Origin of the sequence: Williamsia sp. 1138, from assembly GCF_002095435.2 — a bacterium.
GTDB lineage: Bacteria > Actinomycetota > Actinomycetes > Mycobacteriales > Mycobacteriaceae > Williamsia.
On the sequence record NZ_MJEJ02000035.1, the window covers coordinates 85200 to 111682 of the forward strand.

At 66.4% G+C, this 26483-nt stretch carries 27 protein-coding genes; 11 read left to right on the plus strand and 16 right to left on the minus strand.

What is annotated here, in order from left to right:
- Nucleotides 1-67: 67 nt before the first annotated feature.
- Complete coding sequence (locus tag BH683_RS08210) at nt 68-1720, plus strand: DNA repair helicase XPB (RefSeq protein WP_084835761.1); 1653 nt, start codon at nt 68-70, stop codon at nt 1718-1720.
- Between the two features lie 31 nt (nt 1721-1751).
- On the opposite strand, the gene BH683_RS08215 is transcribed toward BH683_RS08210, so the two are convergent.
- Nucleotides 1752-2579 (minus strand): hypothetical protein, encoded by an 828-nt coding sequence (locus BH683_RS08215; protein ID WP_143696010.1) that lies wholly within the window; start codon nt 2577-2579, stop codon nt 1752-1754.
- A 143-nt stretch (nt 2580-2722) separates the two neighbouring features.
- Here BH683_RS08215 and BH683_RS08220 point away from each other — a divergent pair, with 143 nt between their 5' ends.
- The gene (locus BH683_RS08220; protein ID WP_084835763.1) at nt 2723-3898 is read left to right on the plus strand and encodes a pyridoxal phosphate-dependent aminotransferase; all 1176 of its coding nucleotides are present in this window, start codon (nt 2723-2725) and stop codon (nt 3896-3898) included.
- 23 nt (nt 3899-3921) lie between these two features.
- Here the strand turns inward: BH683_RS08220 and BH683_RS08225 are convergent, their stop codons facing one another.
- Complete coding sequence (locus tag BH683_RS08225) at nt 3922-4938, minus strand: hemolysin family protein (RefSeq protein WP_084835764.1); 1017 nt, start codon at nt 4936-4938, stop codon at nt 3922-3924.
- The gene (locus tag BH683_RS08230; protein WP_084835765.1) at nt 4931-6292 is read right to left on the minus strand and encodes a hemolysin family protein; all 1362 of its coding nucleotides are present in this window, start codon (nt 6290-6292) and stop codon (nt 4931-4933) included. The genes BH683_RS08225 and BH683_RS08230 overlap by 8 nt, the downstream gene beginning before the upstream one ends.
- A gap of 232 nt (nt 6293-6524) precedes the next feature.
- Here BH683_RS08230 and BH683_RS08240 point away from each other — a divergent pair, with 232 nt between their 5' ends.
- On the plus strand, nt 6525-7190 hold the full coding sequence (locus BH683_RS08240) for an alpha-ketoglutarate-dependent dioxygenase AlkB (RefSeq protein WP_084835767.1): 666 nt from the start codon (nt 6525-6527) through the stop codon (nt 7188-7190).
- Nucleotides 7191-7200: 10 nt separating this feature from the next.
- On the opposite strand, the gene BH683_RS08245 is transcribed toward BH683_RS08240, so the two are convergent.
- The 3 genes from BH683_RS08245 to BH683_RS08255 are packed head-to-tail and all read right to left on the minus strand — an operon-like array spanning nt 7201 to nt 10716.
- Nucleotides 7201-8076 (minus strand): oxidoreductase, encoded by an 876-nt coding sequence (locus tag BH683_RS08245; RefSeq protein ID WP_084835768.1) that lies wholly within the window; start codon nt 8074-8076, stop codon nt 7201-7203.
- 21 nt (nt 8077-8097) lie between these two features.
- Nucleotides 8098-8982 (minus strand): oxidoreductase, encoded by an 885-nt coding sequence (locus tag BH683_RS08250; RefSeq protein ID WP_084835769.1) that lies wholly within the window; start codon nt 8980-8982, stop codon nt 8098-8100.
- Between the two features lie 51 nt (nt 8983-9033).
- Nucleotides 9034-10716 (minus strand): adenylate/guanylate cyclase domain-containing protein, encoded by a 1683-nt coding sequence (locus BH683_RS08255; protein ID WP_246833255.1) that lies wholly within the window; start codon nt 10714-10716, stop codon nt 9034-9036.
- A gap of 113 nt (nt 10717-10829) precedes the next feature.
- On the opposite strand from BH683_RS08255, the gene BH683_RS08260 reads away from it, so the two are divergent.
- Entirely contained in the window at nt 10830-11444 is a 615-nt protein-coding gene (locus tag BH683_RS08260; protein WP_143696011.1) for a TetR/AcrR family transcriptional regulator, read from the plus strand.
- Nucleotides 11445-11547: 103 nt separating this feature from the next.
- Here BH683_RS08260 and BH683_RS08265 read toward each other — a convergent pair whose 3' ends face one another.
- On the minus strand, nt 11548-12099 hold the full coding sequence (locus tag BH683_RS08265) for a YceI family protein (protein WP_084835772.1): 552 nt from the start codon (nt 12097-12099) through the stop codon (nt 11548-11550).
- Between the two features lie 214 nt (nt 12100-12313).
- Here BH683_RS08265 and BH683_RS08270 point away from each other — a divergent pair, with 214 nt between their 5' ends.
- Nucleotides 12314-13927, plus strand: a complete 1614-nt coding sequence (locus tag BH683_RS08270) for an FAD-dependent monooxygenase (RefSeq protein ID WP_084835773.1) — start codon at nt 12314-12316, stop codon at nt 13925-13927.
- A gap of 90 nt (nt 13928-14017) precedes the next feature.
- Nucleotides 14018-14749: a pentapeptide repeat-containing protein gene (locus BH683_RS08275; RefSeq protein ID WP_143696012.1), complete on the plus strand. Its 732-nt coding sequence runs from the start codon at nt 14018-14020 to the stop codon at nt 14747-14749.
- A 79-nt stretch (nt 14750-14828) separates the two neighbouring features.
- Here BH683_RS08275 and BH683_RS08280 read toward each other — a convergent pair whose 3' ends face one another.
- On the minus strand, nt 14829-15947 hold the full coding sequence (locus BH683_RS08280; RefSeq protein ID WP_084835809.1) for an XdhC/CoxI family protein: 1119 nt from the start codon (nt 15945-15947) through the stop codon (nt 14829-14831).
- A gap of 127 nt (nt 15948-16074) precedes the next feature.
- On the opposite strand from BH683_RS08280, the gene BH683_RS08285 reads away from it, so the two are divergent.
- A complete protein-coding gene (locus BH683_RS08285; RefSeq protein WP_084835775.1) occupies nt 16075-16287 on the plus strand; it encodes a hypothetical protein in 213 nt (70 codons plus the stop codon).
- A gap of 45 nt (nt 16288-16332) precedes the next feature.
- Here BH683_RS08285 and BH683_RS08290 read toward each other — a convergent pair whose 3' ends face one another.
- From BH683_RS08290 to BH683_RS08305, 5 genes are all read right to left on the minus strand, one after another.
- Nucleotides 16333-17274, minus strand: a complete 942-nt coding sequence (locus tag BH683_RS08290; RefSeq protein ID WP_084835776.1) for a dioxygenase — start codon at nt 17272-17274, stop codon at nt 16333-16335.
- Nucleotides 17275-17588: 314 nt separating this feature from the next.
- The gene (locus BH683_RS08295) at nt 17589-18470 is read right to left on the minus strand and encodes a hypothetical protein (RefSeq protein WP_084835777.1); all 882 of its coding nucleotides are present in this window, start codon (nt 18468-18470) and stop codon (nt 17589-17591) included.
- A 53-nt stretch (nt 18471-18523) separates the two neighbouring features.
- Complete coding sequence (locus BH683_RS28630; RefSeq protein WP_168186997.1) at nt 18524-18676, minus strand: hypothetical protein; 153 nt, start codon at nt 18674-18676, stop codon at nt 18524-18526.
- A gap of 86 nt (nt 18677-18762) precedes the next feature.
- Nucleotides 18763-19956 carry a SpoIIE family protein phosphatase gene (locus BH683_RS08300; protein ID WP_348639217.1) on the minus strand — a complete coding sequence of 398 codons (1194 nt, stop codon included), beginning with the start codon at nt 19954-19956 and terminating at the stop codon, nt 18763-18765.
- Entirely contained in the window at nt 19953-20747 is a 795-nt protein-coding gene (locus tag BH683_RS08305) for an alpha/beta hydrolase (RefSeq protein WP_084835778.1), read from the minus strand. The genes BH683_RS08300 and BH683_RS08305 overlap by 4 nt, the downstream gene beginning before the upstream one ends.
- A gap of 44 nt (nt 20748-20791) precedes the next feature.
- On the opposite strand from BH683_RS08305, the gene BH683_RS08310 reads away from it, so the two are divergent.
- The 3 genes from BH683_RS08310 to BH683_RS08320 all read left to right on the plus strand — a co-directional run bounded on the left by BH683_RS08310 (nt 20792) and on the right by BH683_RS08320 (nt 24475).
- Nucleotides 20792-21343 (plus strand): TetR/AcrR family transcriptional regulator, encoded by a 552-nt coding sequence (locus BH683_RS08310; RefSeq protein WP_084835779.1) that lies wholly within the window; start codon nt 20792-20794, stop codon nt 21341-21343.
- Between the two features lie 149 nt (nt 21344-21492).
- A complete protein-coding gene (locus BH683_RS08315; RefSeq protein ID WP_084835780.1) occupies nt 21493-23079 on the plus strand; it encodes a GMC oxidoreductase in 1587 nt (528 codons plus the stop codon).
- Nucleotides 23080-23134: 55 nt separating this feature from the next.
- Entirely contained in the window at nt 23135-24475 is a 1341-nt protein-coding gene (locus BH683_RS08320) for a lipase family protein (RefSeq protein ID WP_084835781.1), read from the plus strand.
- Here BH683_RS08320 and BH683_RS08325 read toward each other — a convergent pair.
- Genes BH683_RS08325 through BH683_RS08335 form a run of 3 tightly spaced genes read right to left on the minus strand, consistent with a single transcriptional unit; the run spans nt 24468 to nt 25744 of the window.
- A complete protein-coding gene (locus tag BH683_RS08325; protein ID WP_084835782.1) occupies nt 24468-24908 on the minus strand; it encodes a hypothetical protein in 441 nt (146 codons plus the stop codon). The two genes, BH683_RS08320 and BH683_RS08325, sit on opposite strands and share 8 nt — an antisense overlap.
- Before the next feature lie 58 nt (nt 24909-24966).
- Nucleotides 24967-25314: a hypothetical protein gene (locus tag BH683_RS08330; RefSeq protein WP_084835783.1), complete on the minus strand. Its 348-nt coding sequence runs from the start codon at nt 25312-25314 to the stop codon at nt 24967-24969.
- Between the two features lie 55 nt (nt 25315-25369).
- Nucleotides 25370-25744: a TraR/DksA C4-type zinc finger protein gene (locus tag BH683_RS08335; RefSeq protein ID WP_084835784.1), complete on the minus strand. Its 375-nt coding sequence runs from the start codon at nt 25742-25744 to the stop codon at nt 25370-25372.
- A 156-nt stretch (nt 25745-25900) separates the two neighbouring features.
- Here BH683_RS08335 and BH683_RS08340 point away from each other — a divergent pair, with 156 nt between their 5' ends.
- Nucleotides 25901-26470, plus strand: coding sequence for a hypothetical protein (locus tag BH683_RS08340; RefSeq protein ID WP_143696013.1), 570 nt, complete (start codon nt 25901-25903; stop codon nt 26468-26470).
- The last annotated feature ends 13 nt before the right edge of the window (nt 26471-26483 follow it).

Here is a 26483-nt window from a genome sequence, read left to right on the forward strand (position 1 = left end):
CGGACGAAACCCCAGGTCGGCCTCGCCAGAAGCCACCACAACCGGCTGTCGTGGACAATGGATCCTTGTGACCGATGGACCATTGATCGTGCAATCCGACAAAACCCTGCTACTCGAGGTCGACCACCCCCAGGCGGCCGAGGCGCGGGCGGCGATCGCACCCTTCGCCGAGCTCGAACGGGCTCCCGAACACGTGCACACCTACCGCGTGACCCCCCTCGCCCTGTGGAACGCGCGGGCCGCCGGACATGACGCCGAGCAGGTCGTCGACGCCCTGGTCAGCTTCTCCCGGTACGCGGTGCCGCAACCCCTGCTGATGGACGTCGTCGACACCATGGGGCGCTTCGGCCGGCTCCAACTGGTGAAGAGTCCCGTCCACGGTCTGACGCTGGTGAGCAATGACCGGGCCGTCCTGGTCGAGATCATGCGCAACAAGAAGGTCGCGCCGATGCTCGGGGCGCGGGTCGACGACGACACGGTCATCGTGCACGCCTCCGAACGCGGGCGCCTCAAGCAGATCCTGCTCAAGGTCGGCTGGCCCGCCGAGGACCTCGCGGGCTACGTCGACGGAGAAGCCCACTCGATCTCCCTGGACGAGAACGGCTGGGAGCTGCGCGACTACCAGCAGCTCGCGGCCGAGTCGTTCTGGGCGGGCGGGTCGGGCGTCGTGGTCCTGCCCTGTGGTGCGGGCAAGACGATGGTCGGAGCCGCCGCGATGGCCACCGCGCAGGCCACCACGCTGATCCTGGTCACCAACACCGTCGCCGGACGGCAGTGGAAACGAGAATTGATCGCACGGACCTCACTCACCGAGGAAGAGATCGGCGAGTACTCAGGCGAGCGCAAAGAGATCCGGCCGGTCACCATCGCGACCTATCAGGTGATGACTCGTAAGTCGAAAGGCGAGTACCGCAATCTCGACCTCTTCGACTCCCGCGACTGGGGTCTGATCATCTACGACGAGGTCCACCTGCTGCCGGCACCGGTGTTCCGGATGACCGCCGATCTGCAGTCCCGTCGTCGCCTCGGGCTCACCGCGACGCTCGTCCGCGAGGACGGCCGTGAAGGTGACGTCTTCAGCCTGATCGGACCGAAGCGCTACGACGCGCCGTGGAAGGACATCGAGGCCCAGGGCTGGATCGCGCCTGCCGAATGCATCGAGGTGCGGGTGACCCTGACCGACAACGAACGCCTCGAATACGCGGTGGCCGAGCCGGAGGAGAAGTACAAGCTCTGCTCCACCGCGCACACCAAGATCAACGTGGTGAAGTCGATCCTCAAGAATCACAAGGATTCTCAGACGCTGATCATCGGGGCGTACCTCGACCAACTGGACGAACTGGGCGAAGCCCTCGATGCACCGGTCATCAAGGGGTCGACGAAGAACAAGGAACGCGAGGTGTTGTTCGCGCAGTTCCGCACCGGTGAGATCCAGACGCTGGTGGTCTCGAAGGTCGCCAACTTCTCCATCGACCTGCCCGAGGCGTCGGTCGCCGTGCAGGTGTCCGGAACCTTCGGATCGCGACAGGAAGAGGCTCAGCGACTGGGTCGGCTACTGCGTCCGAAAGCCGATGGCGGGCAAGCCCACTTCTACTCGGTGGTCTCGCGCGACACCGTCGACGCCGACTACGCCGCCCACCGGCAGCGCTTCCTCGCCGAGCAAGGTTATGCGTACCGGATCACCGATGCCGACGACCTGCTCGGGCCCGCGGTCGGCTGACCCGAGTTCCGTCGCCGGCCTCGGTGATTGGTCACTCGGTGGGGTCGCCCAGGCAGTAGCCCAGCGGCTTCGGCTTGTCGAAGGTGACGGGGTCGTCGCAGTCGGGAACGTTCACGGAGTCGACCCTCGCAGTGACCTTCACCGTCCGGTTGAGCTGGCTGCTGTCGCCCGCACCGCAGGCCACCTCTTTCATGCCGGTCAGTGACGAGATCGGGATCTCGTAGCACTTGCCCTCTTCGAAGTTCGGAACGAGACAGAGTTTGGTGGTCTCGTCGCCGGTCTGGGTCAGCTCGGAGTATTGCTCTCCCCCGCACGAGCCGTCGGTGGTGTCGAGTTTGTCGGCGACATAGAAGTTCAGCGAACCCGTGTCGCCGCAGTCGACCTTGTCGAAGTCGGCGTCGGAGTTCGAGCCGGTGACGGTGACGCAGTCGCCCGCCTTCACATCGCTGATGTCGTCGGCCAGAACCACGCCGACCACCACCAGTGCGACGACAGCGGCTACGACGAGCGCCACCAACGATCCGATGACGATCCAGATCGTCTTCTTTTTCTTCGGTGGCGGGGTGTTGTAGTTCGAGCCGCCGAACTGGGGCACACCGCCGCCGTAGGGCGGTTGCCCACCGCCGTACGGCTGGCCAGGCTGTCCGTATTGCTGCCCGCCGGCGGGGTACGGCTGCCCGCCCTGTTGCGGGTTGGGCGGGTAATTCGGCTGCCCGCCGGGCGGTGGGTAACCGGGCTGCCCCTGCGGACCGGGCGGTTGATTGTAAGGATTGCCGCCGCCGGGAGGGTTGTACGGATTGCCCCCGCCGGGCTGATTGAACGGCCCGGGCGCACCGGGATATGGGCCTTGATCGGACACGAGATACCTCCGGTGACGTGGATGCCTGCGCTGTGAGCGTACTGGCCGGGGAGCCCTCCCGCCGGTCAATTGCACCCTGGCGGCCCACATTTTCCGCTTTACCAAGCCGATTGATCGCGATCGCAAATAGGTAAGCTGGCGGAATGACTGCCAAGGGTGACACGCGGACCGTCGCACGGCTACAACCGTTTTCGTCCACCATTTTCGCGGAGATGTCGCAGTTGGCGGTCGCGCACGACGCGATCAATCTCGGCCAGGGCTTTCCGGACACCGACGGGCCCGCCGCCATGCTCGCCGCCGCCCAGGACGCCATCGCCACCGGTCAGAATCAATATCCACCCGGACCCGGGATCCCCGCCCTGCGAGCCGCCGTGGCCGAACACCAACTCGATCACTATGGACTGCAGTACGACTCGGACACCGAGGTACTGATCACCGTCGGCGCCACCGAGGCGATCGCCGGCGCCATCGTCGGCCTCGTGGAGCCGGGCTCCGAGGTCGTCATGATCGAGCCCTACTACGACGCCTACGCCGCCGCGACCGCCATGGCGGGGGCCAAGCGGGTGACCGTGCCCCTGGTCGCGGACGGCGACGGCTTCGCCCTCGACCGCGATGCGCTCGCGGCTGCCGTGACCCCGAAGACCGCGCTGGTGGTGATCAACAGTCCCCACAACCCCACGGGGACCGTTCTTTCCGCCGACGACCTCGCCGCCATAGCCACGGTCTGTATCGACAACGACGTCGTCGCGTTGACCGACGAGGTGTACGAGCATCTGCTGTTCGACGGCCGTGAGCACACCCCTCTGGCCACCCTGCCCGGCATGAAGGAACGGACATTACGGGTCTCGTCGGCGGGTAAGACCTTCAATGTCACCGGCTGGAAGGTGGGCTGGATCAGCGGTCCGGCCCAGCTCGTCGCCGCGGCCCGGGCTGCGAAACAGTTCATGAGCTACGTCGGCAGTGGCCCGTTTCAGCCGGCGGTGGCGGTGGCCCTGGAGTCGCAGATGGACTGGGTTGCGGGATCGGCAGCGGCCCTGCAACGCAAACGCGACCTGATCTCGGCGGCGCTGACGGACGTCGGATTCGGCGTTCACCGGAGCGAGGGAACCTATTTCGTCTGCGCCGACCCGCGGCCACTCGGCTACCACGACGGCGCCGCCCTGTGCCGCGACCTCCCCGGCCGCATCGGGGTGGCCGCGGTGCCGGTAAGCGCCTTCGTCGACCACCCCGAGCCGTGGAATCATCTGGTCCGCTTCGCCTTTGCCAAGAAAGACGAGGTGATCGCGCAAGCTGCGGACCGGCTCCGAGCACTCGCCTGACCCAGGCGCCATCGAGCGGAGGTCTAGGCGGACGCTGCCGGCGTGGGCATCAGCTTTGCCAGGACGTCGTTGATGGTCAGCACCCCACGGAACCCGGCGTCGTCGACGACGACTGCCAGGTGATTGCGGCTCTCCCGCATCGTGCCGAGTGCCTCGTACACGGGCGTCGCCGCTGTCAGCGTGAGCACCGGACGCATCAGGTCTGACGCTGTCGCATGTGTGGGCGCATCCACGCTGTCACGCACATGCACGACCCCTGCGATGCCGTCCACGCCGCGCACCAGCAGCCGCAGGTGTCCGCTGCGGTGACCGGCGTCGCGCACGTCTGCCGCGCTCGCGCCGACATCCACCGTGCTCGGTGCCCCGATTGCGGGGGCGACGAGTTCGCCGACGGTCAGGTGCTCGAGCTCCAGTGCGACCGCGAGTTGTCCGTGATAGCGCTCGTCGAGCGTTCCCACCGTCGCCGAGTGCTCGACGAGGTGTTTCAGGGCGGCCGAATCCTGGCCCGTGTCAACCTGATCCACCGGCGTCACACCGACCGTGCGCAGCAGCGCGTTGGCCATCTGATTCAGCAGGTTGAGCAGTGGCCGCGTCAGCCACATGAATCCGCGCATCGGGATGGCCAGCAGGGTGGCCGACTTCTCCGGGTGAGCGATCGCCCAGGACTTGGGCGCCATCTCGCCGACCACGAGATGCAAGAACGTGACGATGATCAGCGCGAGCACGAATCCGAGGACGTCGGCCAGCCAGAGCGGCGCGCCCCAGTCGTCGAACGCCGGGGTGAGCCAGTGGTGCACAGCAGGTTTGGTGACCGCGCCGAGCGCGAGCGTGCAGACGGTGATTCCGAGCTGCGAGCCGGCGAGCAACACCGAGAGCTCGCTGGAACTACGCAGCGCCGCGCGCGCCGACCGGCTGCCCGGCGCGGCGTCTTCGAGGCGATGCCTTCGCGCAGCGATCAGCGCGAACTCGACGGCGACGAAGAACGCACTGGCAGCGATGAGCCCCACGGTGACGGCGAGAACAATCCATGGATTACTCATCGTCAGATCCTTTGTCGATGGCCAGCATCACGAACAACGATGCGGGCACGTGCTTGTCGATCTCCAGCACTTCTGCGACGAGGGTGCGCTGCGGCGCCGCATCTTCGTCGAGCAGATCCGATGGGTCGGCAGGGAGGGGGATCCGGACCACCTCACCGATCGCGGGCAACCCTTCGAACCGGGCGACGACCGCGCCGGCGAGAGTCTCGAAATCGCCTTCGGGCAGGTCGAATCCGAGCACTCGCTGCACCTCGTCGATGTGCATGTCGCCGGGCATCGTCCATCCCGATTCGAGCGATCCCTGCACATCCCCGGCACCTTCGGGATCATGTTCGTCGACGATCTCACCGACGAGTTCCTCGGCCATGTCCTCGGTGGTGATCACACCGGCAAAACCGCCGTATTCGTCCACGACGAGTGCCATCTCCTCGGACGACGCCGACAGCTGCGCCAGCACCTGAGGCAACGGCAGCGTCGTGGGTACGACGACCGCGGGGCGCATCCGACCCAGCGCCGTACCGTCGACCGAGTCGCCGAGCAGATCATGCAGGTGGATCACACCGCACAGCTCGTCGGCGCCTTCACCGATCACGGGGTACCGCGTATGCCCGGACCCCATCTTCGCCAGCACCTCCGAGGCCAGGGTGTCGGCATCGACGGTGTCGACCCGTGAGCGCGGGATCATGGCGTGTTCGGCGGTCCGCGTCGGGAAGTCGAGAATGCGGTCCAGCAAGGTCGACAGTTCAGCGGGCAGTTCCCCGGCATCGCGCGACTGCGCCACGATGTGCTCGAGGTCGCGGGCCGTCGCCGAGTGCTCGACGTCATGCACCGGTTCGATGCGCAACGCCTTCAGGAGCAGGTTGGACGACTGGTCGAACAGCCAGATCAGCCAGCCGAACAAGCGCAGGTACAGGGTGGTCGAGAGCGCCAGCCACCGGGCGACCGGTTCGGGTCGCGCGATGGCCAGGTTTTTCGGGAAGAGCTCACCGAACAGCATCTGCACGAACGTCGAGAACAGCACGGCCAGGACGGCGCCGACGGCGATCCCGACCGCGGTCGGGATACCGACACCACCGAGTAGCTCTCCGAGCCCGCGGCCGATGAGCGGCTCTGCGACATAGCCGACCAGCAGACCGGTCACCGTGATCCCGAGCTGGGCGCCCGAGAGCATGAACGATGTACGGCGGGTCACCGACAATGCCCGCGCCGCGCCGGCATCGCCTGCCTCGGCTCCGGCCTTGAGCCGGGACCGGTCGACGGACATGTACGCGAACTCCTGGGCTACGAAATACCCCGTGAGTGCGGTGATGAGAAGGACTACAAGAATTCCGAACGCGATGGTCAGAACCGTCAACGCGGGCTCGACCCCGCTTCGATGTTCGTGAGGGATACGGGCGGTGTGCTACTGCACGGTGCGCTGACCATGGCTCTTTCTGTTGTCGAGACGATCGATCGGACAATGTACCCGCCAATAGTAAAGGATATTTTGCAATCGGTGCGGGCGGTGGGCGATGACGGCACGACGAGGCCACATTCATCTCCACAACTGTTCGCTTGTATGTTCGACACCGGGTAGCCTGTACCTCATGCATCCCGGTCGCCAGGCGTCGCTGTTCGAGGAGGACGCAGCAGAGGACGCCGACAGCAACTCGATGATCGGCGTCAACACCGACGGGTTGTCTCCGCTCCCCGGAGCCGTCGCCCGGCGCACGCTCAGCGCCGGAGCCTGGGTCGATCTGAGGCCGGGCTGGGTCACCGCTGCCGACGAATTGTTCGACCGTCTGGAGTCAGACGCCGCGTGGCGCGAGGAACGCCGGGTCATGTACGACCGCGTCTTGCCGGTACCGCGACTGGTCAGCCACTACGAAGACCGCCGCACGTTCCCACACCCGCTGCTCGAGACATGCCGCGGTGCTCTCACCGACTTCTACCGTGACGAGTTGCCCGAGGGATTCAGCTCGGCCGGACTATGCCTGTACCGCAACGGCAACGACAGTGTCGCCTGGCACGGCGACACCATCGGTCGCGGTAAGACCGAGGACACGATGGTCGCGATTCTTTCCCTCGGATCACCGCGACCGTTGCTGCTTCGCCCCACAGGCGGTGGCCGATCGCTGAAGTTCACCGTCGGCCACGGCGACCTCTTGGTGATGGGCGGTAGTTGCCAGCGCACGTGGCAGCATGCGGTTCCGAAGACCACCGGGGTCGGACCCAGGATCAGTGTGCAGTTCCGCCCCCACGGCGTTCGCTGAGGCGGCGACTTCAGAGCGGGTAGTCGACGCCGGTCAGCTTCGCCGATTCATCCCAGAGTTGTTGCCACAACTGCTCGTTCTTCGACAACTTGGTCGACGGCGACTTCCCCACCGGTCCGCGAACCCCCATGAGCCATGTCGGCCCCCAATATGTTCGGGGATCGGCGTCGGCGACCGTCGCCGCATACAGCGTCGACAGCGCAGCCTTGCGGGGATGGTGGCCGATGATCTTCGTCGCCGGTTTCGCGATCCGGTCCATCAGCGTCTCGGAGTGGGTGAACAGCTCGGTGGACGAGACCCCCGGGTGGACGGCGTACGACTTGAGCGGCGAACCCGCCGCCTCGAAGCGGCGTTGTAGTTCGCGCGCGAACATCAGGTTGGCGAGCTTGGCCTGCCCGTAGGCGACGGCGGGTACATAGCCGCGGTTCTCGTAGTTCAGGTCCTCGACATGCAGGGTGTTGGTCTGCCGGTGCGCGATGCTCGACACCGTCACGACCCGGTTCGAGATGCGATCGAGCAGCAGCCCGGTGAGCGCGAAATGGCCGAGATGATTCACCCCGAACTGCGTCTCGAAGCCGTCGACGGTGCGGCGCATCGGGACGTTCATGATGCCCGCGTTGTTGATCAGCACGTCGAACGGCCCGGCCTGTTCGGCGAACGCCCGCACCGACGCCAGATCCCCCAGGTCCAATGCCACGACTTCGACGTCGCCGCCGATCCGCTGGGCGATGGGGGCCGCCTTGGCGGTGTTCCTGCAGGCCATCACCACCCGCGCGCCCTTGTCGGCCAGCGCGGCCGTCACGTACTCCCCCAGCCCCCCGTTCGCCCCCGTGACCACAAAGCTCTGGCCACTCAGGTCAGGGATGTCCTTCGTTGTCCATGCCATGTCCCCGAACCTACCGGCCGGTCAGCGCTCGGCACCGGAGAAGGCGAAACGCACGCCGGTGAGCGACTCGGACAGGTCCCACAGACCGGCGGCGACAAGCTCGTCGTGCGAGCGCTTGTTCGATTTCGCGGGTCCCGGTGCACCGCGCATGCCGCCGAGCTTCGTGGGTCCGTAGAACGCGCCGGAGCGGGCCTGCGGGGACGTCGCAGCATACAGCTCGGGTAGCGCACCATCGGCCGCGGACTGCGCGGCCAGATTTCCGATCCCCATGAATCGGTCCCAGATCGACTCGGTATGGGATTGCAGCTCGGTCGCCGCATATCCCGGATGCGCCACAATGGATTTCACCGGGGACCCCGATGCCCTGAGCCTTGCCGCGAGCTCGTAGCCGAACAACAGATTCGCCAGCTTCGACTGCCCGTACGCGGGCCAGCGGCTGTACCTGCGCTCGCGATAGTTGGGGTCCTCGAGGTTGATCTTGCCGATCTGGTGCATGAACGACGACATGGTCACCACCCGATCGGAGATCTTGGGCAGCAGCAGTCCCGTCAGCGCGAAGTGCCCGAGATGATTTGTGCCGAACTGCATCTCGAAACCCTCGGCGGTTCGGGCCTCGGGCACCGCCATCACGCCTGCGTTGTTGATCAGCACGTCGATCGGTCCGGTGCGCTCGGCACACGCCTGCACCGAACTGAGATCGGCGAGATCGAGTTCGGTGATCGACGCGCCCGCGCCGATCCTGGCTGCCACCGGTTCGGCCTTGGACACGGTGCGGCAGGCGAGGATCACCTCGGCGCCCGCGGCGCCGAGCGCGAGTGCGGCCTCTTTGCCCAGGCCACTGTTGGCCCCGGTGATGAGGATCTTGCGTCCGGTCTGGTCTGGGATGTCAGCGGTAGTCCACGTCATCGCTTCAACGTACCTGGGTTCACGTGCATGTCTCCTTGTGTTGGAAGGTATTTACCGGCGCTCACGTAGTCCGAGCATCATGCCAGGGATCTTGAGCGCACTGCCGACCAGCGATTTGAGGCTCCATCCGGCCGGGTCGGCGCCGGCGGCGATGGTGTAGAGCTTGGTCGGCACTGCGCGACCACGCAGCACCAGCGAACCGATCGAATTCCATTGCGCGGACTCGTCTTCCGACGCATCCAGCGCGGATCCGCTGGCCAGCACATGAGACCGCACCGATTTGGCGGCCTCGGACAGCCTGGCCGATTCGTTGACGGCGTCACCGACCACGGTGTACTCGTACCGGGTCACCGCGCCGATGTTGCCTGCGAACACGGTGCCCGCGGAGACGCCGATCGAAAAACGAAGCGGCCGAAGAACCTCTAGTTCCGCGTAGAGATCACGGGCAGCGGCCAGTGCGTCGCCCGCGGGGTCGTCGACCTCGCTCGGGGCACCGAAGATTGCCAGTGCGGCGTCGCCCTCGAACTTGTTGATGAAACCGTCATGACGGTCGACGACCTCTGCGACGATGGCGAAGAAGCTGTTGAGGAGAGTGGCGACCGTTTCGGGTTTCTCGCGCTCGGCGAGCTTGGTCGACCCCTGGATGTCGACGAACAGCACGCCGACGAAGGCGTTCTCACCGTGGAAGCCCGCGCCCTGTTCCAATGCCAGTCGCGCGACACCATCCCCGACATGACGCTCGAAGAGTTCCCTGATCTGCTCTCGTTCGGCGAGCCCGGCCACCATGTCGTTGAAGCCCTGCTGCAGGATCCCCAGCTCGGACGAATCGTAGACGTCCACAACGGGGTGAACCTGACCCGACTGCAGCTGCTCCATACCGGTCCGGATCTCGCGCAGCGGGTCGGTGATCGACCGAGAGACCAACACGGTGGCCCGGATCCCGCCGAGCAGGCAGAAGATGGCGAGCACCACCGTCGGCGTATCGATCAGCATGCGGTTGTCCGGTAGCCAGCCCGTCAGGCGACCGACGTTGATCGCGATGATGCCGAACAGCGGGACGGCACAGAACACGATCCAGACCGCCAGCAGACGCTCGCGCACACCGAGTATCGCGCCGCCGAGCACCCCTCCGCGCAGCGCGATGGCGACCAGCGGCCGCGACATCCGCTCCACGAACAGGTAACTGAGGCAGCCGGCCGACGTGCCCGCCATCAGGAATGCGGAACCGTAGACGACGAACTCGACGGCCGAACCGCCCAGCCCGATCGGGATGTAGACGATGGCACCGACAGCCCAGGTGAGCATCGCTGCTCCCGCCTGCTGCAGCGGCATCAACTGGATCGATCGACGCTTGGCCGGGGTGGCGGGTACGGCTTTGACGAACCAGGTCAGCTGGGGGTAGAGCAGATAGACACTGAGCGCGCCGCCCACGGCGAGCGCCGCCACCACCGCGATGACGAGAACGGGCAGGTTGGTCCCGGACACCATCCCCGAGACACTCAGCTCACCACCGGTCATCACCAGCTGGATCATCACCACGGTCTCGATCGCGGCGATGATGTTGCTGATCGCGAGGCCGAGGACCGCGAGGATGATGAACCGGTTGGCGACATGTCTGCGACTGTCCGGGCCGTCCTGACTGGGGTCGGGCACACCGATCAGGAAATCGTCGAGGTGCATGACCGCACTGAGCGCACCGGCGACCCCGGATCGTCGAGTGCTCGGTCGTGCCATCGAGGTCCGCCTTCTCTCGCCGCTGATCGTGCCTCGGACGTGGCCCTGACCGCAACGGAAGTCTCGCCGGTGAGTATACATATTGCAACTGGAGTTGCGTTAGAGTGGAGCAGGTGACGCAGCCCCCACCCCCCGCACCGGAACGGCCGAGCGCCACCCGGTCGCATCGCCGGGGGGCGGCCGTCCGCGACGGTGTGATGTCGGCTGCGGTCCACGAGCTGCTCAACGTCGGTTTCGACGGTCTGACCATCGCGCACGTCGCCGAGCGCGCGGGCGTCCACGTGACGTCGATCTATCGGCGCTGGAAGACCAAAGAGCAACTGGTCACAGACGCCCTCATCGATCATTTCGATCCGACGATCGCCTCACCGGACACGGGTTCGCTCCGCGGCGATCTCATCGCGATGTGCACCGACCTCTACACCTCGCTCACGAGTCCTCAGATGAAGGCACTCCTGCGTCTGGCGGCGATGCCTGTGGACATCGACCCGCTCGACGAGGCCCGGCGCCGCATGGTCGAGGCCCGGCTCGACGTGCTGGCGGTGATCTTTGCGCGGGCCATCGCGCGCGGCGAGATCGGCGAGAACGCACGCCCCGACTTCGCGATGGCGCTCGAGGTGCTCCACGCACCCATCTACACGCGGGTGCTGCTCAGTCGCGAACCCGTCGACGAGCACTACCTCGGCGGCCTCGTCGATCTGCTGCTGGCCGGTCTCATCGCCCACTGACAGACATGGAAACGGCGGCCGCGGCACCGGGATCTTCCGGTACGCGCGGCCGCCGCTGAACCTGATCCGACGGGGGGATCGGACCAGGTGGTTTCAGGCGAGATCAGGCAGACTTGCCGGCCTCGATCTCGAGGGTGATGGTGACCTTGTCGCCGACGACGCTGCCGCCGGTCTCGAGGGGCATGTCGAGGTCGATGCCGAAGTCCTTGCGGTTGAGCACAACCGAGGCCTCGAAGCCGGCGACCGGACCGTTGCCCATGCCGGGGTTGACGCCGTTGAACTCGAGCTTGAGGGTGACCGGGCGGGTCACGCCATGAAGGGTGAAGTCACCTTCGAGGGCGTAGTCGTCGCCGTCGGCCTTGACCGAGGTGCTCGTGAACGTGGCGGTCGGGTACTTCTCGACCTCGAAGAAATCAGCGGACTTGATGTGGCCGTCGCGGCCTTCGTTGCCGGTGTTGATCGAGTTCACGTCGATCTCGGCGGTGACGGAAGGAGCGCCTTTCTCGTCGACGGTGATGGCGCCGGAGAAGGTCTCGAACTTGCCGCGCACCTTGCTGACCATGAGGTGGCGGACGGAAAAGGAGACGGACGAGTGCACGGGATCGATGGTCCAGGTGCCGGCTTCGAGATCGGTGGTGGTGAGAGTGGTGCTCATGTGATTGCTCCTTGGTGTCCTGCGTTTTTGGTCTACAGAGAGTCTAAACGGACCTCGGTCCGAATACATTCCCCGATTCGGCAATCAAACTTGGGAGCACTACTGACCTGCGCCGACGCGGCCACAATGTGACCGGAAGCACTCCCGGGTGTCCGTTTCATTGCATAATCTTCAGTCGGGGCGGGAAGCGAAACTCGAGACAGGCGGTAGCGCAGTGGCAGAAACAGAAGTCCTCGTGGTCGGAGCCGGACCGGTCGGATTGACCGCCGCGATCGAGCTGCGACGCCACGGCGTCCGGTGCCGGATCGTCGACCCCCTGCTCGAACCACCGCAGTATGCAAAGGCAGTCGGCGTCCAGCCCCGGACGCTCGAGGTCTTCGAGGGCATGGGTGTGCTGCGTCAGATCCTGGACTCCTCGACACAGATGCGCGGCCAGGTGGTCTTCGTCAACGGTGAGGAAGCGGGACGGATCGACCTCGAACTGCCGGACGACGTCCCGTTCGGCTTCTCCTCGATCCCCCAGTACGTCACCGAGCGCATCCTGCGAGACCGACTCTCGACCCTCGAGCTGCCGATCGAGCGCGGTAAGGCACTGACCGGATTCGAGCAGAACGCGGACGGCGTCACCGCGACCCTGTCCACGTCCGACGGCGAAGAGACGATCACCGCTCAGTACCTCATCGGCGCGGACGGAGCGCACAGCGTCACCCGAAAGGCCCTCGGCCTGACCTTCGAGGGCGCGGCCTTCGAAGAGCAGTACATGCTCGGCGACGTCGAGGTCGATTGGTCGCAGCCCGCAGGCTATGGAATCCGGGCAATGCACCAGACCGACGGGAAGACCGATGATCTGCTCGTCTGCATCCCCCTGTACGGCCGGGGCAGGTACCGGATGTCGATGTTGGTCCCCGACGAACTCGCTACCGCGAAACCCGAACGCGGCGCTGTCGCACATGGATTCGAGGGTGAGAAGAAGCCCGAACTCTCTCACGTCCAGGCCGTTCTCGATCGCCTCTCCCCCGAGCCGACCACCGCGCGAAATCTGCGCTGGTCGTCGGTGTTCCGGATCAGCCACCGCATCGTCGACTCCTACGGCCACGGGCGCGTCTTCGTCGCAGGGGACGCCGCGCACATCCACCCGCCCACCGGCGGGCAGGGTATGAACACCGGAATCCAGGATGCCCACAACCTGGCGTGGAAACTGGCGTTGGCCGTCCAGGGCAAGGCATCTGCGGAGTTGACCGACAGCTACGACGCCGAACGCCGGCCCGTCGGCGAGGAGGTCGTCGGCCGCACCGTCCGCAGCGCCCGTGAGGGTATCGGCGCAGGTGAGAACGATCCGGCCTACGTCATGCGCCGCGAGGCCCAGCTCCTCATCGAGTACGTCGACAGCCCTGTCATCGGCAAGTCCACCGACGAGGCGACCCTCCGGCCGGGTGTGCGCGCCCCGGACGCCAAAGGTCTCACCAGGGACATGGTCACCGACCCGATCCGCTTGTTCTCACTGCTGGACCGGTTGCGGCACACCTGCGTCATCTACCTGGACGGGACAACGACCACCGACGATCTCCTCGAGATCGAGCGCGTTGTCGAGACCGCGCAGGCGGCCGCACACGGGGAGCTCGACATCTACCTCGTCGCCTCCCCGGGCGCCGAGGTCGCGGCAACCGTGCTGCCGGTCATCCGAGACGCCGCCGGCACCTTCGCCGAAGCCTATGGCGCGCACGATCGGTCGCTGTTCGTGATCCGGCCCGACGGCTACCTCGGGTACAGCGCGAGCGCGGTATCCGAGGACGATCTCGTCGCTTTCCTGAAGAAGACCTTCCGATAGATCGCGTCGGACCGGCGGGTCCCCGGCCGGGGACCCGCCGATGGACGGAGTTCGGCCGAACGCGGCCCCGGAGTGCGTGAGGATGAGCAGATGTCGACGGATCCCGGGCGGTCCACCCGCGAACCACGGTGGTGGGTCCGCGACGTCCTGATCTCCGGGATCGTGGCGGTGGTGATCAGCGCCGGCACCATCGTCGGGCAGAAACTCATCGACGACGTGCGCGCCGATCGCGATCACGAGATCTCCCGGCAGGAGAACGCACGCGCCGAGCGGCTCGAGAATCTTCGCTTCGTCCGGGGCCGCTCCATCGCCGATCCGACGGTCGAGCGGCCGTTCTACGCCATCGATCTGGCCGGACTGAGCCTGGCCGGCCTCGATCTGCCCCGCGCGAACCTCGGCGAGGCGAAGCTCAACGGCTGCGATCTGCTGCAGACCAATCTGGAAGGCGCGAACCTTGCCTACGCCGACCTCACCGAGGTGGTGGCCATCGGCGTCAACCTGAAGAGTGCCGACCTCACCGGTGCTGTCCTGCGGTCCGTGGTGATCAACAACGAGCTCGCTCGGTCTCCGGCCCCCGGACAACCTGTGGTGCTCACGGAGCTGACCGGGGCCCGGGCACCCGGTGCCGACTTCAGCCGGACGGCGCTGTTCGACGTCAGCCTCGCCGGTATCGATCTCACGGACGCGACGTTCGTGGATGCCACTTTCATCGGGGTGGATCTGACCGGCGCCGACCTCACCGGTGCGAACTTCGAGGGTGTGTCCTACGACGAGGAGACCGTCTGGCCCGCCGGCTTCACCCCACCACCCAGCGCCGAATAGCCCCCCGCTCTCCCCGATGATGGGTCGTTATGGCGAGCATGTGCGCAGGTCGCGACCGCCAGAACGACCCATCATCGGGTCACTCGTGGTGAATTCGGCCGTCGATCTCGGTGAGCGGACGACCGCCGCCGCCCCAGCGCTTCGCGATGATCTCGGCCGCGATGGACACCGCGGTCTCCGCAGGCGTCCGGGCACCGAGGTCGAGTCCGATCGGACTGGAGAGCCGGTCGATCTGTGCCTGCGCGAGCCCCGCCTCGCGTAACCGCTCGAGCCTGTCGAGGTGGGTTCGCCTCGACCCCATCGCGCCGACGAAGGCGACCTCCGGTATCTGCAGCGCCACCTCGAGCAACGGGACGTCGAATTTGGGGTCGTGCGTGAGGACGCAGATGACCGTCCGGGCGTCGAGCGATCCGGCCGCGAGCTGAGCCGAAAGGTACCGGTGCGGCCACTCGACGACGACCTCGTCGGCGGTCGGAAAACGTGCGGACGTCGCGAAGACGGCGCGGGCATCGCACACCGTCACGCGGTAGCCCAGAAAGGAGCCCTGCTGAGCAACCGCCGCGGCGAAATCGATGGCCCCGAACACCAGCATCCGAGGGCGGGGGGCGTGCGCGGCGACGAACACGGCCATGCCCTCGCCTCTGCGCTGACCGTCGGGACCATAGGTCAACACCTCACTGCGACCGGCAGCCAACAGCCCACGCGCGTCGTCGATCACGGCGGCGTCCATCCTGTCGGAGCCGAGCGACCCCTGCGCGGTGTCGGCACGGACGATCAGCCGGCGGCCCACCCACGAGGCGTCGGAGTGTGAGATCACGGTCGCAATGGCCACCGGACGGTGCTGCTCGATGTCGTCGGCGATGTCGCCGAGCTCGGGAAACGTTGCCTGCGATATGGATTCGGTGAAGATGTCCAAGATTCCGCCGCAGGTCAGCCCGACCGCGAACGCGTCGTCGTCGCTCACCCCGTAGCGCTGCAGCGACGGTATCCCCGACTCGGTGACAGCGGACGCGGACTCGTAGACCGCCCCCTCGACGCAACCGCCGGACACCGACCCACTGACGGTGCCGTTCGGTGCGACCACCATCGACGCACCGGGCGGCCGAGGCGCCGAACGAAAAGTCCGGACAACGGTGCCGACACCGGCTGTCCCGCCGCTGCGCCAGATCTCCATCAGCTCTGCGAGCACATCCTGCATTGTGGCCTCCATGCCGGTGCCCGGCCAGTCCTTCTGCGACCGGCACCGCGCCGGCAACGTCCAACGTAAACTCCGATCGTGGCACCCGCCCACACCCACAGTCCATTCGGCGCAGGAGAGTCATCCGATGGCACCAGATGACACCGTGTCGGCGACCGAGTTCCCGGTACGACTGGGCAAGGTCGCTCGCCGCGAACTGGCGGCCCGCGGTTACGCGACGTTCTCCGATCTGACCGCGGTCACCGCGAAGGAACTCCTGGCAATTCATGGCGTCGGCCCCAAGGCCATTCGCATCCTCACCGAAGAGCTCGAGCTTCGCGGACTGTCGTTCGCGACCTGACTTTTCGCACGCGGTCGGCGGCTGTTTCGCACGCGGTCGGCAGGGTCAGGGCATGGCCGGGGGTTCGCCTCCGGGCTCGCCTGCGCCGCCCGGTCCGCCGCCGGCGGGCGGGGCAGCCTGGGCGTTCTCCGACTTCGCGGCCACACCAATGGTGATCGCGATGTCGTAGCCGCCGGCGACACTGCCGGTCGCGGTGGCGAGTTCGGCATCCCAGCCGTCACCGAAGACGTTGTCCGAGGACAGGGTGGTGCGGGTCATGTTGGTGACGCTGTTCTCGTACCCTTCCGCACCGGCGAAGACCGCGTCGCAGGCTTCCTGCGGCAGCGCGATCTGCGAGGTGAGCCGAGCGTTCTCTCCCGCGATCGCGACGTCCAGGGAGTCGTAGACCTCGAAGTGGATGTGGGGCCACCGGCCCGAGTACGCGGCCGGGAAGATCGAGGTGAACGACACCGTGCCGTCGGCGCCGGCGACCTGCACACCGCGCAGATAGTTCTGGTCGGTGATCGCCTTCCCGTACAGCGAGTACTCACCATCGCGGTCGCAGTGCCAGAGGTAGACGGCCATACCGGCACCCGGATCGCAGTTCTTCGTCAGATCCTGCAACGCCATCGTGATGGTGACCGGGACGCCCTCGGCCCTACCCATCGACGTACCGAAACTACTGGTGATGTCCTTGCGGACAATGCCCGATTCGACCAGGACGTTGGGGCCGTTCGACCCGTCGCCCGGGTACGGTCCCGCGGTTTCGCCGGGTGCTGCGGCCACGCACTCACCCACCGCTGTTGCGGTCGAGGTGGCCGTACCTGCGGTGGCCGTCGACGAGGACGACGTCGACGAGGAACCGCACGCGGCGAGAGCGGCGGTGGCGCCTGCCGCGCCGAACAGCGCCAGGGCCCCGCGGCGCGACATCGTCTTCATGTCATGGGAAAGGCCGAGGTCGTGCTCGTGCACCTCGGGGTCGCGACCGAACATCCGGCGCTTGCTCATCGTTTACTCCTTCAGGGGCTGCTGTCGTGTGTATCCATTGGTATCCACGCAGGCCCCGCGCGACCTGCACATACCCTGTGAGTTCGCTGGGAGCGGTCCATCTCGGGCCACTTTCGAAGACCACGACCACAAGGGAATAGATCCCTCGATCGTCCGGTTGAACGGTCTGACGGTGTCCGGATCAAGCCCCGGGTACCACCCCATAAGCCGCCGAGAGCGGCCACTTGCCGAGAGGCGCATTGGCGGGCACCGTCCCTGGCATCGAGAAAGCCGCCGACCATCTGGCCGGCGGCTTTTTCGTCTGCCGACTTTCCTCAGTCGATGGCCACCGCCTGCGGCGGGTCAACCCGGGGGCCGTGCGTGCCGGCGGCCTGAAGCCACCGTCCGACCACACCCTCTTCGACGAACAATGCGTGCACGATCACGGTCGCCGCGATGACGATCGCCGAAAAGACAAAGAGCCAGCTGATCACCGTGAAGATGACGCCGAGGATGCCGAACTGGTTCGTCGCCGACGCCAGCACCCGAGACATCCCGATATGCGTCGCGACGACCAGTACGGTGAGCCCCGCGGCCGTGATGCCGGCGTTGAGCAGCAGGCACCGCGTGTTGACCCGGCCCGAGGTGAGCAGCCAGGCGATCCCGAACCACAGGACAGCCCACAGCATGTACCCGAGCGCCAATTCCACACCGAAGTCGACGGCCGCCCGGACCGACCAGACGTCGCGGAGCGAGGGCAGCACTGTCTGGATCGCGACGCCGATCGCAACGGCGACGATGACGACCAGCCAACGCCAGCTCTGTTTCAGCGACAGCCTCGGTACTCCCCAGACCCGGGAGTACATCCGGTCCAGGGCGCGAGAAAACGACGTAGCACTCACGAGAGTCATCACCGCACCGAGCACCCCGAAGGTCACGGCGGCATCCTGCTTGCCCGAGGAACCGAGCGCCAGGTCGCCGGAGGTGAGGTCGTACCCCGCGAGCGCGTCGTCGAGAACGCCCTTGCCCGGGATCGCGGACAGCAGGATCATCACGGGGAGTATCGAGGTGAAGGCCTGCCCCGCAAGGGTCATCGCCCGGTCGGCGATCTCACTGCGGGCGAGATCCGACACGATTTGCAAGATCAGTGAACCGCCCGGGATCGATCTGATCCGGGCAGTACCGACCTCCAGCACCGACGCGAACACTTGAGTCATGCCCGAACGCTACTGCGTTCACGATGGCGCAGTGATGCAGGTCGGGGCAGCTGTCAGTCTTTTCTGCCCTTCTTGTGCACGATCTCCGGCGCGACCTCGCGGGTCGCCATCCCGCCTGTGCCGCCCTCGTCGACAGGGCCCGGCCGCCCGCCTTTCGGTTCTTCGGTGGGCTCGTCGGAGTCGGGGCGCTCTTTCTCGGAGGTCATCGGCCCAGATTACGCCCGCAGGCACGCGCGCCATTCGTCCAGCAGGCCGCACTCACCGGCCGTGAGACCGCCGGGGCGACCCGGATTCACTCATCGGCCGGAACACCCAGCGCAAGTATCGCGGTGTCGTCGTCGAGACCCGACCCGAAACCGGCGAGTAGTCGTTCGAGCGCCGCCACGACGTCCGCAGCAGAGGCCGGGGCCTGCGCGTTCGCGAACTCGAGCAGCGCACCGTCGTCGTCGTATCGCGCAGTGCCGACGCCGGTGCGGGCTTCGGTGAGCCCGTCGGTGTAGAGGACCAGGGTGTCGCCCGCACCGAGTCGCACTCGCGCGGAGACGAACGTGGGATCAGTGAGGATTCCGACGAACTGACCGCCCGCGGTGCTGATCTGCCGCGCCGTGCCGTCGGCCCGCAACAGCAGGGCCGGTGGGTGGCCGCCACTGGCCAGCTCGACGTCCCATCCCCCACCGCGGTCGGCCTCGCCCTCGCGGATGGTCAGCACCCCGAAGATCACGGTGCAGAAATGGGGGTCGTCGCCGTGGTATTCGTGGCTCAAGACGGTATCGAGGTTGTGCAGCACGGCAACCGGATCGGCGTCGTACACCGCCGCCGCGCGCAGGGTGTAGCGGGTCAGCGACGTCACCGCAGCCGCGGCGGCGCCCTTGCCCGACACGTCTCCCAGGAAGAATCCCCACTGGGTGGAGGACAGCGGGAACAGATCGTAGAAGTCACCGCCGACATCGTCGGAGGAGGCCGGGTGATGGTACGCAGCGGCTTCCAGGCCGTCCGGCGGGGACAGGGACGGGGGTAGCATCGCGCGCTGCAGGGTGGCGGCGAGAACCCCCACCCGCGCACGCTCGCGCTCGGCCCGTCGCCGTTCGGAGAGGAGTTCCTGTTCGTACGAACGCCTTTCGCGGGCATCCTGCACGGTGACCCGGATCAGGACCACATTGCCGGCGGCGTCGGTCTTCGCGTTGGCATCGACGAAGACCGGCAGCCGAGAATCGTCGGCGCGCACCAGATCGACCGAGATCGCGTCGAGTTGTCCACTCATCTGCAGCACCGGGCGGAAGTGGGTTTCGTAGTGGATCCGGCCGCCTGCGCTGAGGATCGTCGTGAACTGTGTACCGATCAGCGAGCTCGGCGAACGATCCAACCATCCGCACAGGGTCCTGTTGACCCTGCCGATGCGGCCTTCCGGCGACATCGACAAAAAGCCGCACGGTGCGTTTTCGAAGAGGTCTTCGAGCTCGTCGGAACCACCGGTGCCACCGATCACCTGGCGAATGCCGTGATCGCGTCCGCGGTTGCGTCCGGCGCACTGAGCTGCGGACAGTGTCCGGTGGCATCGAGGGTCACCAGTCGACTCCCCGCGATGTGCTCGGTGACGTAGGCGCCGACCTCGCGAGGAGCCAGCGAGTCGTGGGCACATTCGATCACCAGGGTCGGCACCCTCACGCGAGCGAGGTCGGCCCGGTTGTCGGACAGGAAGGTGGTGCGCGCGAACACGCGGGCGCGGGAGGGGTCGGTGCGGCAGAAGCTCTCGGTCAGTTCGTCGCCGAGTTCCGGGCGCTCCGGGGTTCCCATGATCGCCGGCGCCATCTGCCGCGACCATCCCAGATAGTTGCTCTCCAGGGATTCGAGCAGTTCGTCGATGTCGCCCCTGGTGAAGCCGCCGCGGTACCCCTCGTCGTCGAGATAACGCGGTGAGGGCGTCAGCAACACCAACTTCGAGAAGCGGCTCGGATCCGCCGCCACGGCCAGCACCCCGATCATGGCGGCCACCGAGTGACCGACGAACACGACGTCACGCAGATCCAGGTCTCGGACGAGCTCGAGCACGTCCTGCGCATACCCATCGAGTGAGGCATAGCGCTGCGCGTCCCAGGCCGCCGGATCAGACGAACCAGACCCCACGTGATCGAACAGGACGACCCGGAAATGCTGCTCCAACTGCGCGGTGACCAGGCGCCACAGATGCTGGTCACATCCGAAGCCGTGCGCAAGCATCACGGTCGGGGCGTCGTCCACGCCGGTGATCGTCACGTTGTTTCGCACCCGCACATCCACCCGACCATCCTCTCACCCGGCCCGACGTGGTTGATAATGACCGGATGCGGTCACGCCAGAAGATCCTCGATGCCACTCTCGGCCTGATCGGGAGCGGCGGATTCGAGGCGGTGAACATCGCTGCGGTCGCGTCGGCCGCCGGGGTCTCCCGACAGACCGTCTACTCGATCTTCGGGTCGCGCGAGGATCTGGTGTCGCAGGCGGTCGCCGGAGTCGCCCTGGAGATCCTCTCCGCCATCCGATCTCGAATGGAATCGATCGAGTCACCGGTCGAGTACATCGTCGAACTGATCGTCAGCGGTCGTGCACTCGTCCGTGACGATCAGCTCCTCGCCACGCTGTTGACGGCCGGTGAAGGCAACCCCGTGTTCGACACCGGGATGATGACCCGAGCCAGACCCATTGCGCACGAGCTCCTCTCGCCCTTGGCCGCACGCAATGCAGCCGTGCAGGCAAACCTCGACGACATCGTCGAGATCGCACTGCGCCTGGGGCTGTCCGTCGTCCTGTTCGACGACGAGTCGGTCCATTCCGATGACGATCTACGACAGTTCCTGACGCGCTGGCTCGGGCCTGCGCTGCCCTCATACCCGTGATCACCGTCGTGACACCGGACACAATCGAGGTCGCACAGTAATTCTTGACACTCTACGCTCCGAGTGTCTAGGTTTGAGCACGCTGCGGGGGTCGGGATCACCAGGGTCTCCGGACGCAGTGGAGTACGACAGCCAATGGGGGTCATGTCATTTCTGCCATCAAACGCCGCACCTTTCTGACCGGTGCGGCAGCCGCGGGTGTTGCGCTGGCCGGCTCTCGGGTGCTCGCGCAAGCGGCGCCGAATCCCTCCGCGATCCCGCTGACCCGCGAAGACCACCGTGCGGTGGTCATCGGGTCCGGCTTCGGTGGCGGGGTCGCGGCCCTGCGCCTGGCGCAGGCCGGTGTTCCGGTGACGGTGCTCGAGCGCGGAAAACGCTGGCCCACAGGCCCGAACGCCAACACCTTCCCCGACGCAACCTCCCCGGACAAGCGCATTCTCTGGCACAAGTCCGCCCCGCAGCTCTTCGGCAAACCCGCGGTGTTCGACCCGTACGTCGGGCTCCTCGAAGCCGTGGTCGGCGACAACATGACCACGTTGTGCGCAGCGGGGGTCGGGGGTGGGTCCCTGGTCTACCAGGGGATGACGCTGCAGCCCGTCGAAGCCGTGTTCAACACGCACTTCCCACAGGAGCTCGACTGGGCGCTGATGAACCGGGTCCACTACCCGCGTGTCGCCCAGATGCTGCAACTGCAGGTCGCTCCGGACGAACTGATCGCGAGCCCGAACTATCGGGCACCGAGAGTGTTCGCCGACAATGTCCGGCGAGCCGGACTCCCGGTGTCGAAGATCCCGATGCCGATCGACTGGAACTTCGCCCTCGACGAGGTCGCCGGAAAGATGAAGCCGTCGTATTCGAACGGATCCGGCGCACTCGGGGTCAACAACGGCGGTAAGCACTCGGTGGACGTCACCTACATCGCCGCAGCGGAGGCGACCGGACTCGCGACGGTACAGACGCTGCACCAGGTCACCGACGTCGAGCGGGCCAAGGACGGCCGGTGGATCGTCCACGTCGAACGGACCGACACCTCCGGAAAGGTGCTCGAGAACAAGATCCTGACCACCAAGGCGCTGATCATGGCAGCGGGCAGCATGAACACCACCAAGCTGCTGATGCGTGCTGCCGCCAAAGGTCAGATCCCCGACATGCCCGACGATCTGGGCGGCAACTGGGGCTCGAACGCCGACCGGATCTACGTCTGGACCAACCTCGAGACCGAGTTCGGGGCGCCGCAGGGTGGCCCGGTCGTCTACGGCAGCAAGAACTGGGACAACCCGGAATCGGCGTTCACCGTCATCCAGGCCTCCGTGCCACCGTTGTCGTTCGACGCCCGCAGCACGATGATGGTCGGTTACGGGGTCAGCCGGGGGCGTGGCCGGTTCTACTACGACTCCGCGGGCGACGACGCTCGACTGCGCTGGCCGACAGACGCCGATTCGGCCGTCCAGAACGGGCACATCGGACCCGCGGTACGCAAGATCGCCGGGCCGGCAGGCATTCTCACCGATACCAACCTGGCGTTCCCCTCCACCTGGCATCCCCTCGGTGGGGCGAGCATGGGATCGGTCTGCGACCTCGAGGGCCGGGTACACGGCCAACCCGGGCTCTATGTTCTCGACGGCGCCCTGATGCCGGGTAACTCCGCGGCCTGCAACCCGTCGATGACCATCGCTGCGGTGGCCGAGCGAGCTCTCGACCAGATAGTCGTCCGCGACGTGGGTGTCGCGATATGACGGCCACGGGTGATCGACCGACATCTGCACACGCTGACCGCGAACAGGAAAGACCATGACCAACGACGTCTCGAACTCCAACCGGCCGCCGCGTCGCCGGCGCGGCAGGGCAGGCATACTCGCCGTGTTGCTGTCGATCACGACCGCAGTCGGCCTGAACACCGCAGTCCCGCAAGCGACCGCGGCGCCGGTGACCGCGTTCTACCAACCACCCGCGGACGTCTCGAGCACACCCGGTTCGGTGGTTCGCACCGAACCCATGCCGCTGCTCGTGTCCGTCCCCGGACTCAACGGCCCGTGGCCGGGTTCGGCGAAGCGCGTGATGTACACCTCGCAGCTGGAGACCGGGGATCCCACCGTGGTGACCGGAACCTTCATCGATTCGACCCAGCCGTGGCAGGGCGGTGGCGAACGGCCGACCGTCGTCATCGCACCCGGCACCATGGGCCAGGGCGACCACTGCGCGCCGTCCCTGGCGTTTTCCACCGGCCTACTCCTGAACCCCGATCAGCTGTCGCTGTCCGCGAATCAGGAAGCTCCGGCTGCGGCCAGGTGGAATGCCCTGGGAGCCAGGGTCTTCGTCACCGACTACATCGGGTTGGGCACCCCTGGCGTCCACACCTATGTCAACCGCATCGAAGAGGCACACGCGGTGCTCGACGCAGCTCGGGCCGCGAACGCGATCAGCGGCAGCGGACCCCAGACGCCGATCGCGTTCTGGGGCTACTCACAGGGTGGCGGTGCCACCGCCGCCGCAGCCGAACTCCAGCCGACCTACGCACCCGAGTTGAATCTCAAGGGGACCTGGTCGGGTGCGCCACCCGCTGATCTACTCGCCGTGCTGACCAAGATCGACGACGGAAACCTCATCGGCGGCGCGATCGGCTTCGCCATCAACGGCTTCGTCGCGCGGCATCCTGCCCTGGAAAAGCCCCTGCGCGAACGCACATCACCAGCGGGTCAGGTGATGCTCGATCAACTGAGCACCGAGTGCATCGGTGATGTGATCCTCAAGCACCCCTTCCTGCGGACGAGCTCGCTGACCAGAGACGGCCGATCATTGCTGGCGAATCTCGAGACCATCCCCGAGGCCGCACCCATATTCGAGCAGCAACGAATCGGAACCCTGACGCCGAGCACGCCCGTCTTGGTCACCGCCGGCATCAACGACGACACCATCCCTCACAACCAGGTGAAGGCGCTCGCCACGAATTGGTGCGACGGCGGCGCCGACGTCACGTTCCGCACCAACGAACTACCCCCGATCGGGCCGGGACTGGTCATTCCCAACCATTTCGGGCCCGAGGTCATCGACGGCATCGTCACCAACGGGGTGATCGATTACCTGATGGACCGTTTCGCCGACAAACCGGTCAACGGCTGCACGTTCAGCTGAGCCGGCACCCTGACAGCAACGCGTGGACCGAGCCGGCAACCCCGAGTGCGGCATAGGTGCCGGTGATCGCCACCAGGAGTGCGGCCGCTCGGCGCCGCGGTGCGTCGTCGATACTCCGCAACGCGGTCAGGCCACTGATCGTGTCGAGGGAATCGACCAGCATCCCGAGCCGCTGCCACCGGACTCTCGCCGCCGAATCTCCCGTGAGGTAGCCGAGTCCGATGGCCGATGCCCGGGCACCGAATACCCGCGTCAGGTAGTCGACCTCCGGCGACTGTGATTCGGGGACTCCAGCGGCCCGAAGGGTCGCTCCCGGCGACACCAGCGCGGCAACGCCCCAGGCGATACGTCCGGCGGCCGCGACGGCAAATGCGTGGCGCAGGATCGCCGGCTGGTCGGGAACTGTTGTGGTCTCGTGCGCTCGTCCGTCCATGGGACAAGGCTGCACCGTCCGGCCCGGGTCCGGCGATTACCCGGCGGGTAAAGCTTTCTCAGAGGGACGGATTCAGCGTCACCTTCACCGAGACCTCACCTTTGTCGTTGCGGCGGCTCACCCCGTGCCCGGGTCGATCGACGCCGTCGAGCTCGATCGAGATCGGCGCGCCGGCGCCGGAGAAGTTGCGCCACCAGGTCTTCTTGTCGGGCATCGCGACCCCGATGATCACGTCGTCGCCGGAACGTTTGTATGCGACCGGGATGGAGAAGGTCTTGCCCGACTTCCGACCGGTGTAGGTGATGGTGGTGATCGCCTTACCGATGATCTTGTCGAGCACGGGAATACGGGCGACGACCCTGAATCCCGTGTTCACCACTGCTGCGATCTTCTGAAACGTGCTCATGATCCCCCCGTCTTCACGAATGGTCGTCGCGGCGCGCCGCCGCAGTCTCCGGTCGTCAGCGTATCCCCCAGCGCCGCGACGAGTCCGCAGCCGAAGCGCAGGTGATGCACAGCCGCGCTGCGGGAAGTGCCTCGAGCCGGGCCTCGGCGATCGCGGATCCACACTGTTCACAGATGCCGTAGGTGCCGTCGTCGACCCGGAGCAGGGCAGCGTCGATGTCGAGGACCAGCGCCTTCGATCTCTCGATCTGCGCGACGAGCTGGCCGCGCTCGAAGGCCAAGGTCGATCCTTCCGGATCGTGTTCGTCGTCGGAGCTCTCGCCGGCTCCGGCCTCCACCACCGACCGCAGGCGAACCGACATCGTCTCGATCAACTCCGCGGCCTCGGCGCGTTCGGTCGCGAGGGCTTCGCGGGCGACATCGGGGTCCATGGCGCGATGATACGGACGTCCAGGGACAACACGGGCGCGCGCCGCACAATACTGCGGGTCTAACGGCCCGATCTTTGTACGATGTGTCGACATCAACCGGGGCGGCAGTACGCGTCCTCGCCACAGCAGCACTCGGACGACAAGGACCACCAGATCGTGAGAGAACCCGGGTTTTTCACGTCGCTGACCCGCCGCGACGGTGGCCGCAGGTTGCCGCCTGCCCGTGCCGCGCGCCGGATATCGGCGTTTGCCTACGGCAACATCCTCGTGCTGTCGGTCGTGGTGGTCTCCGAGTCGCACGCGGTCGAGAACAGGCAGGCGGCCTGGCTGGTGCTGGGCACCACGGTGTCGACGTTCTTTGCGCACGTGTTCGCCGAATGGTTGTCCCACGGCATCACGGCCCGACGACCGGGCGAGACGGACGGCCCGGAGCCGTCGAAGATGGACGTCGCTGCGGCACTGCGCGATGCGTTCCCGATCATCACCTCGGGGACGCTACCGTTCATCATCTTGGTGGTCGGGTCGTTCGAGGTGATCGAGTTGTTCGACCCGCCCGGCGCCCAGCTGTGCGCAGCAGCCATCATCATCGTCCGGATCGGATTTCTCGGACTCGTTGTCGAGCGCTTGCAATCGAGCAAAGTATCTTGGCGCACAATCGCATCCGGGGTCGGGGTGGCGGCGGTGGCCACGATCATCACCCTCGTCAAGGTGTACCTCACCCACTGACGTGGGCCCCCCG

Excerpts from the sequence above, each read along its gene's own strand:
- BH683_RS08285 (WP_084835775.1), top strand. The coding sequence starts at position 16,075 with ATGGCACCAGATGACACCGTGTCGGCGACCGAGTTCCCGGTACGACTG.
- BH683_RS08240 (WP_084835767.1), top strand. The coding sequence starts at position 6,525 with ATGCATCCCGGTCGCCAGGCGTCGCTGTTCGAGGAGGACGCAGCAGAG.
- BH683_RS08330 (WP_084835783.1), bottom strand. The coding sequence starts at position 25,314 with ATGAGCACGTTTCAGAAGATCGCAGCAGTGGTGAACACGGGATTCAGG.
- BH683_RS08320 (WP_084835781.1), top strand. The coding sequence starts at position 23,135 with ATGACCAACGACGTCTCGAACTCCAACCGGCCGCCGCGTCGCCGGCGC.
- BH683_RS08275 (WP_143696012.1), top strand. The coding sequence starts at position 14,018 with ATGTCGACGGATCCCGGGCGGTCCACCCGCGAACCACGGTGGTGGGTC.
- BH683_RS08290 (WP_084835776.1), bottom strand. The coding sequence starts at position 17,274 with ATGAGCAAGCGCCGGATGTTCGGTCGCGACCCCGAGGTGCACGAGCAC.
- BH683_RS08295 (WP_084835777.1), bottom strand. The coding sequence starts at position 18,470 with ATGACTCAAGTGTTCGCGTCGGTGCTGGAGGTCGGTACTGCCCGGATC.
- BH683_RS08280 (WP_084835809.1), bottom strand. The coding sequence starts at position 15,947 with ATGCAGGATGTGCTCGCAGAGCTGATGGAGATCTGGCGCAGCGGCGGG.
- BH683_RS08220 (WP_084835763.1), top strand. The coding sequence starts at position 2,723 with ATGACTGCCAAGGGTGACACGCGGACCGTCGCACGGCTACAACCGTTT.
- BH683_RS08245 (WP_084835768.1), bottom strand. The coding sequence starts at position 8,076 with ATGGCATGGACAACGAAGGACATCCCTGACCTGAGTGGCCAGAGCTTT.
- BH683_RS08255 (WP_246833255.1), bottom strand. The coding sequence starts at position 10,716 with ATGGCACGACCGAGCACTCGACGATCCGGGGTCGCCGGTGCGCTCAGT.
- BH683_RS08325 (WP_084835782.1), bottom strand. The coding sequence starts at position 24,908 with ATGGACGGACGAGCGCACGAGACCACAACAGTTCCCGACCAGCCGGCG.
- BH683_RS08310 (WP_084835779.1), top strand. The coding sequence starts at position 20,792 with ATGCGGTCACGCCAGAAGATCCTCGATGCCACTCTCGGCCTGATCGGG.
- BH683_RS08225 (WP_084835764.1), bottom strand. The coding sequence starts at position 4,938 with ATGAGTAATCCATGGATTGTTCTCGCCGTCACCGTGGGGCTCATCGCT.
- BH683_RS08265 (WP_084835772.1), bottom strand. The coding sequence starts at position 12,099 with ATGAGCACCACTCTCACCACCACCGATCTCGAAGCCGGCACCTGGACC.
- BH683_RS28630 (WP_168186997.1), bottom strand. The coding sequence starts at position 18,676 with ATGACCTCCGAGAAAGAGCGCCCCGACTCCGACGAGCCCACCGAAGAA.
- BH683_RS08250 (WP_084835769.1), bottom strand. The coding sequence starts at position 8,982 with ATGACGTGGACTACCGCTGACATCCCAGACCAGACCGGACGCAAGATC.
- BH683_RS08335 (WP_084835784.1), bottom strand. The coding sequence starts at position 25,744 with ATGGACCCCGATGTCGCCCGCGAAGCCCTCGCGACCGAACGCGCCGAG.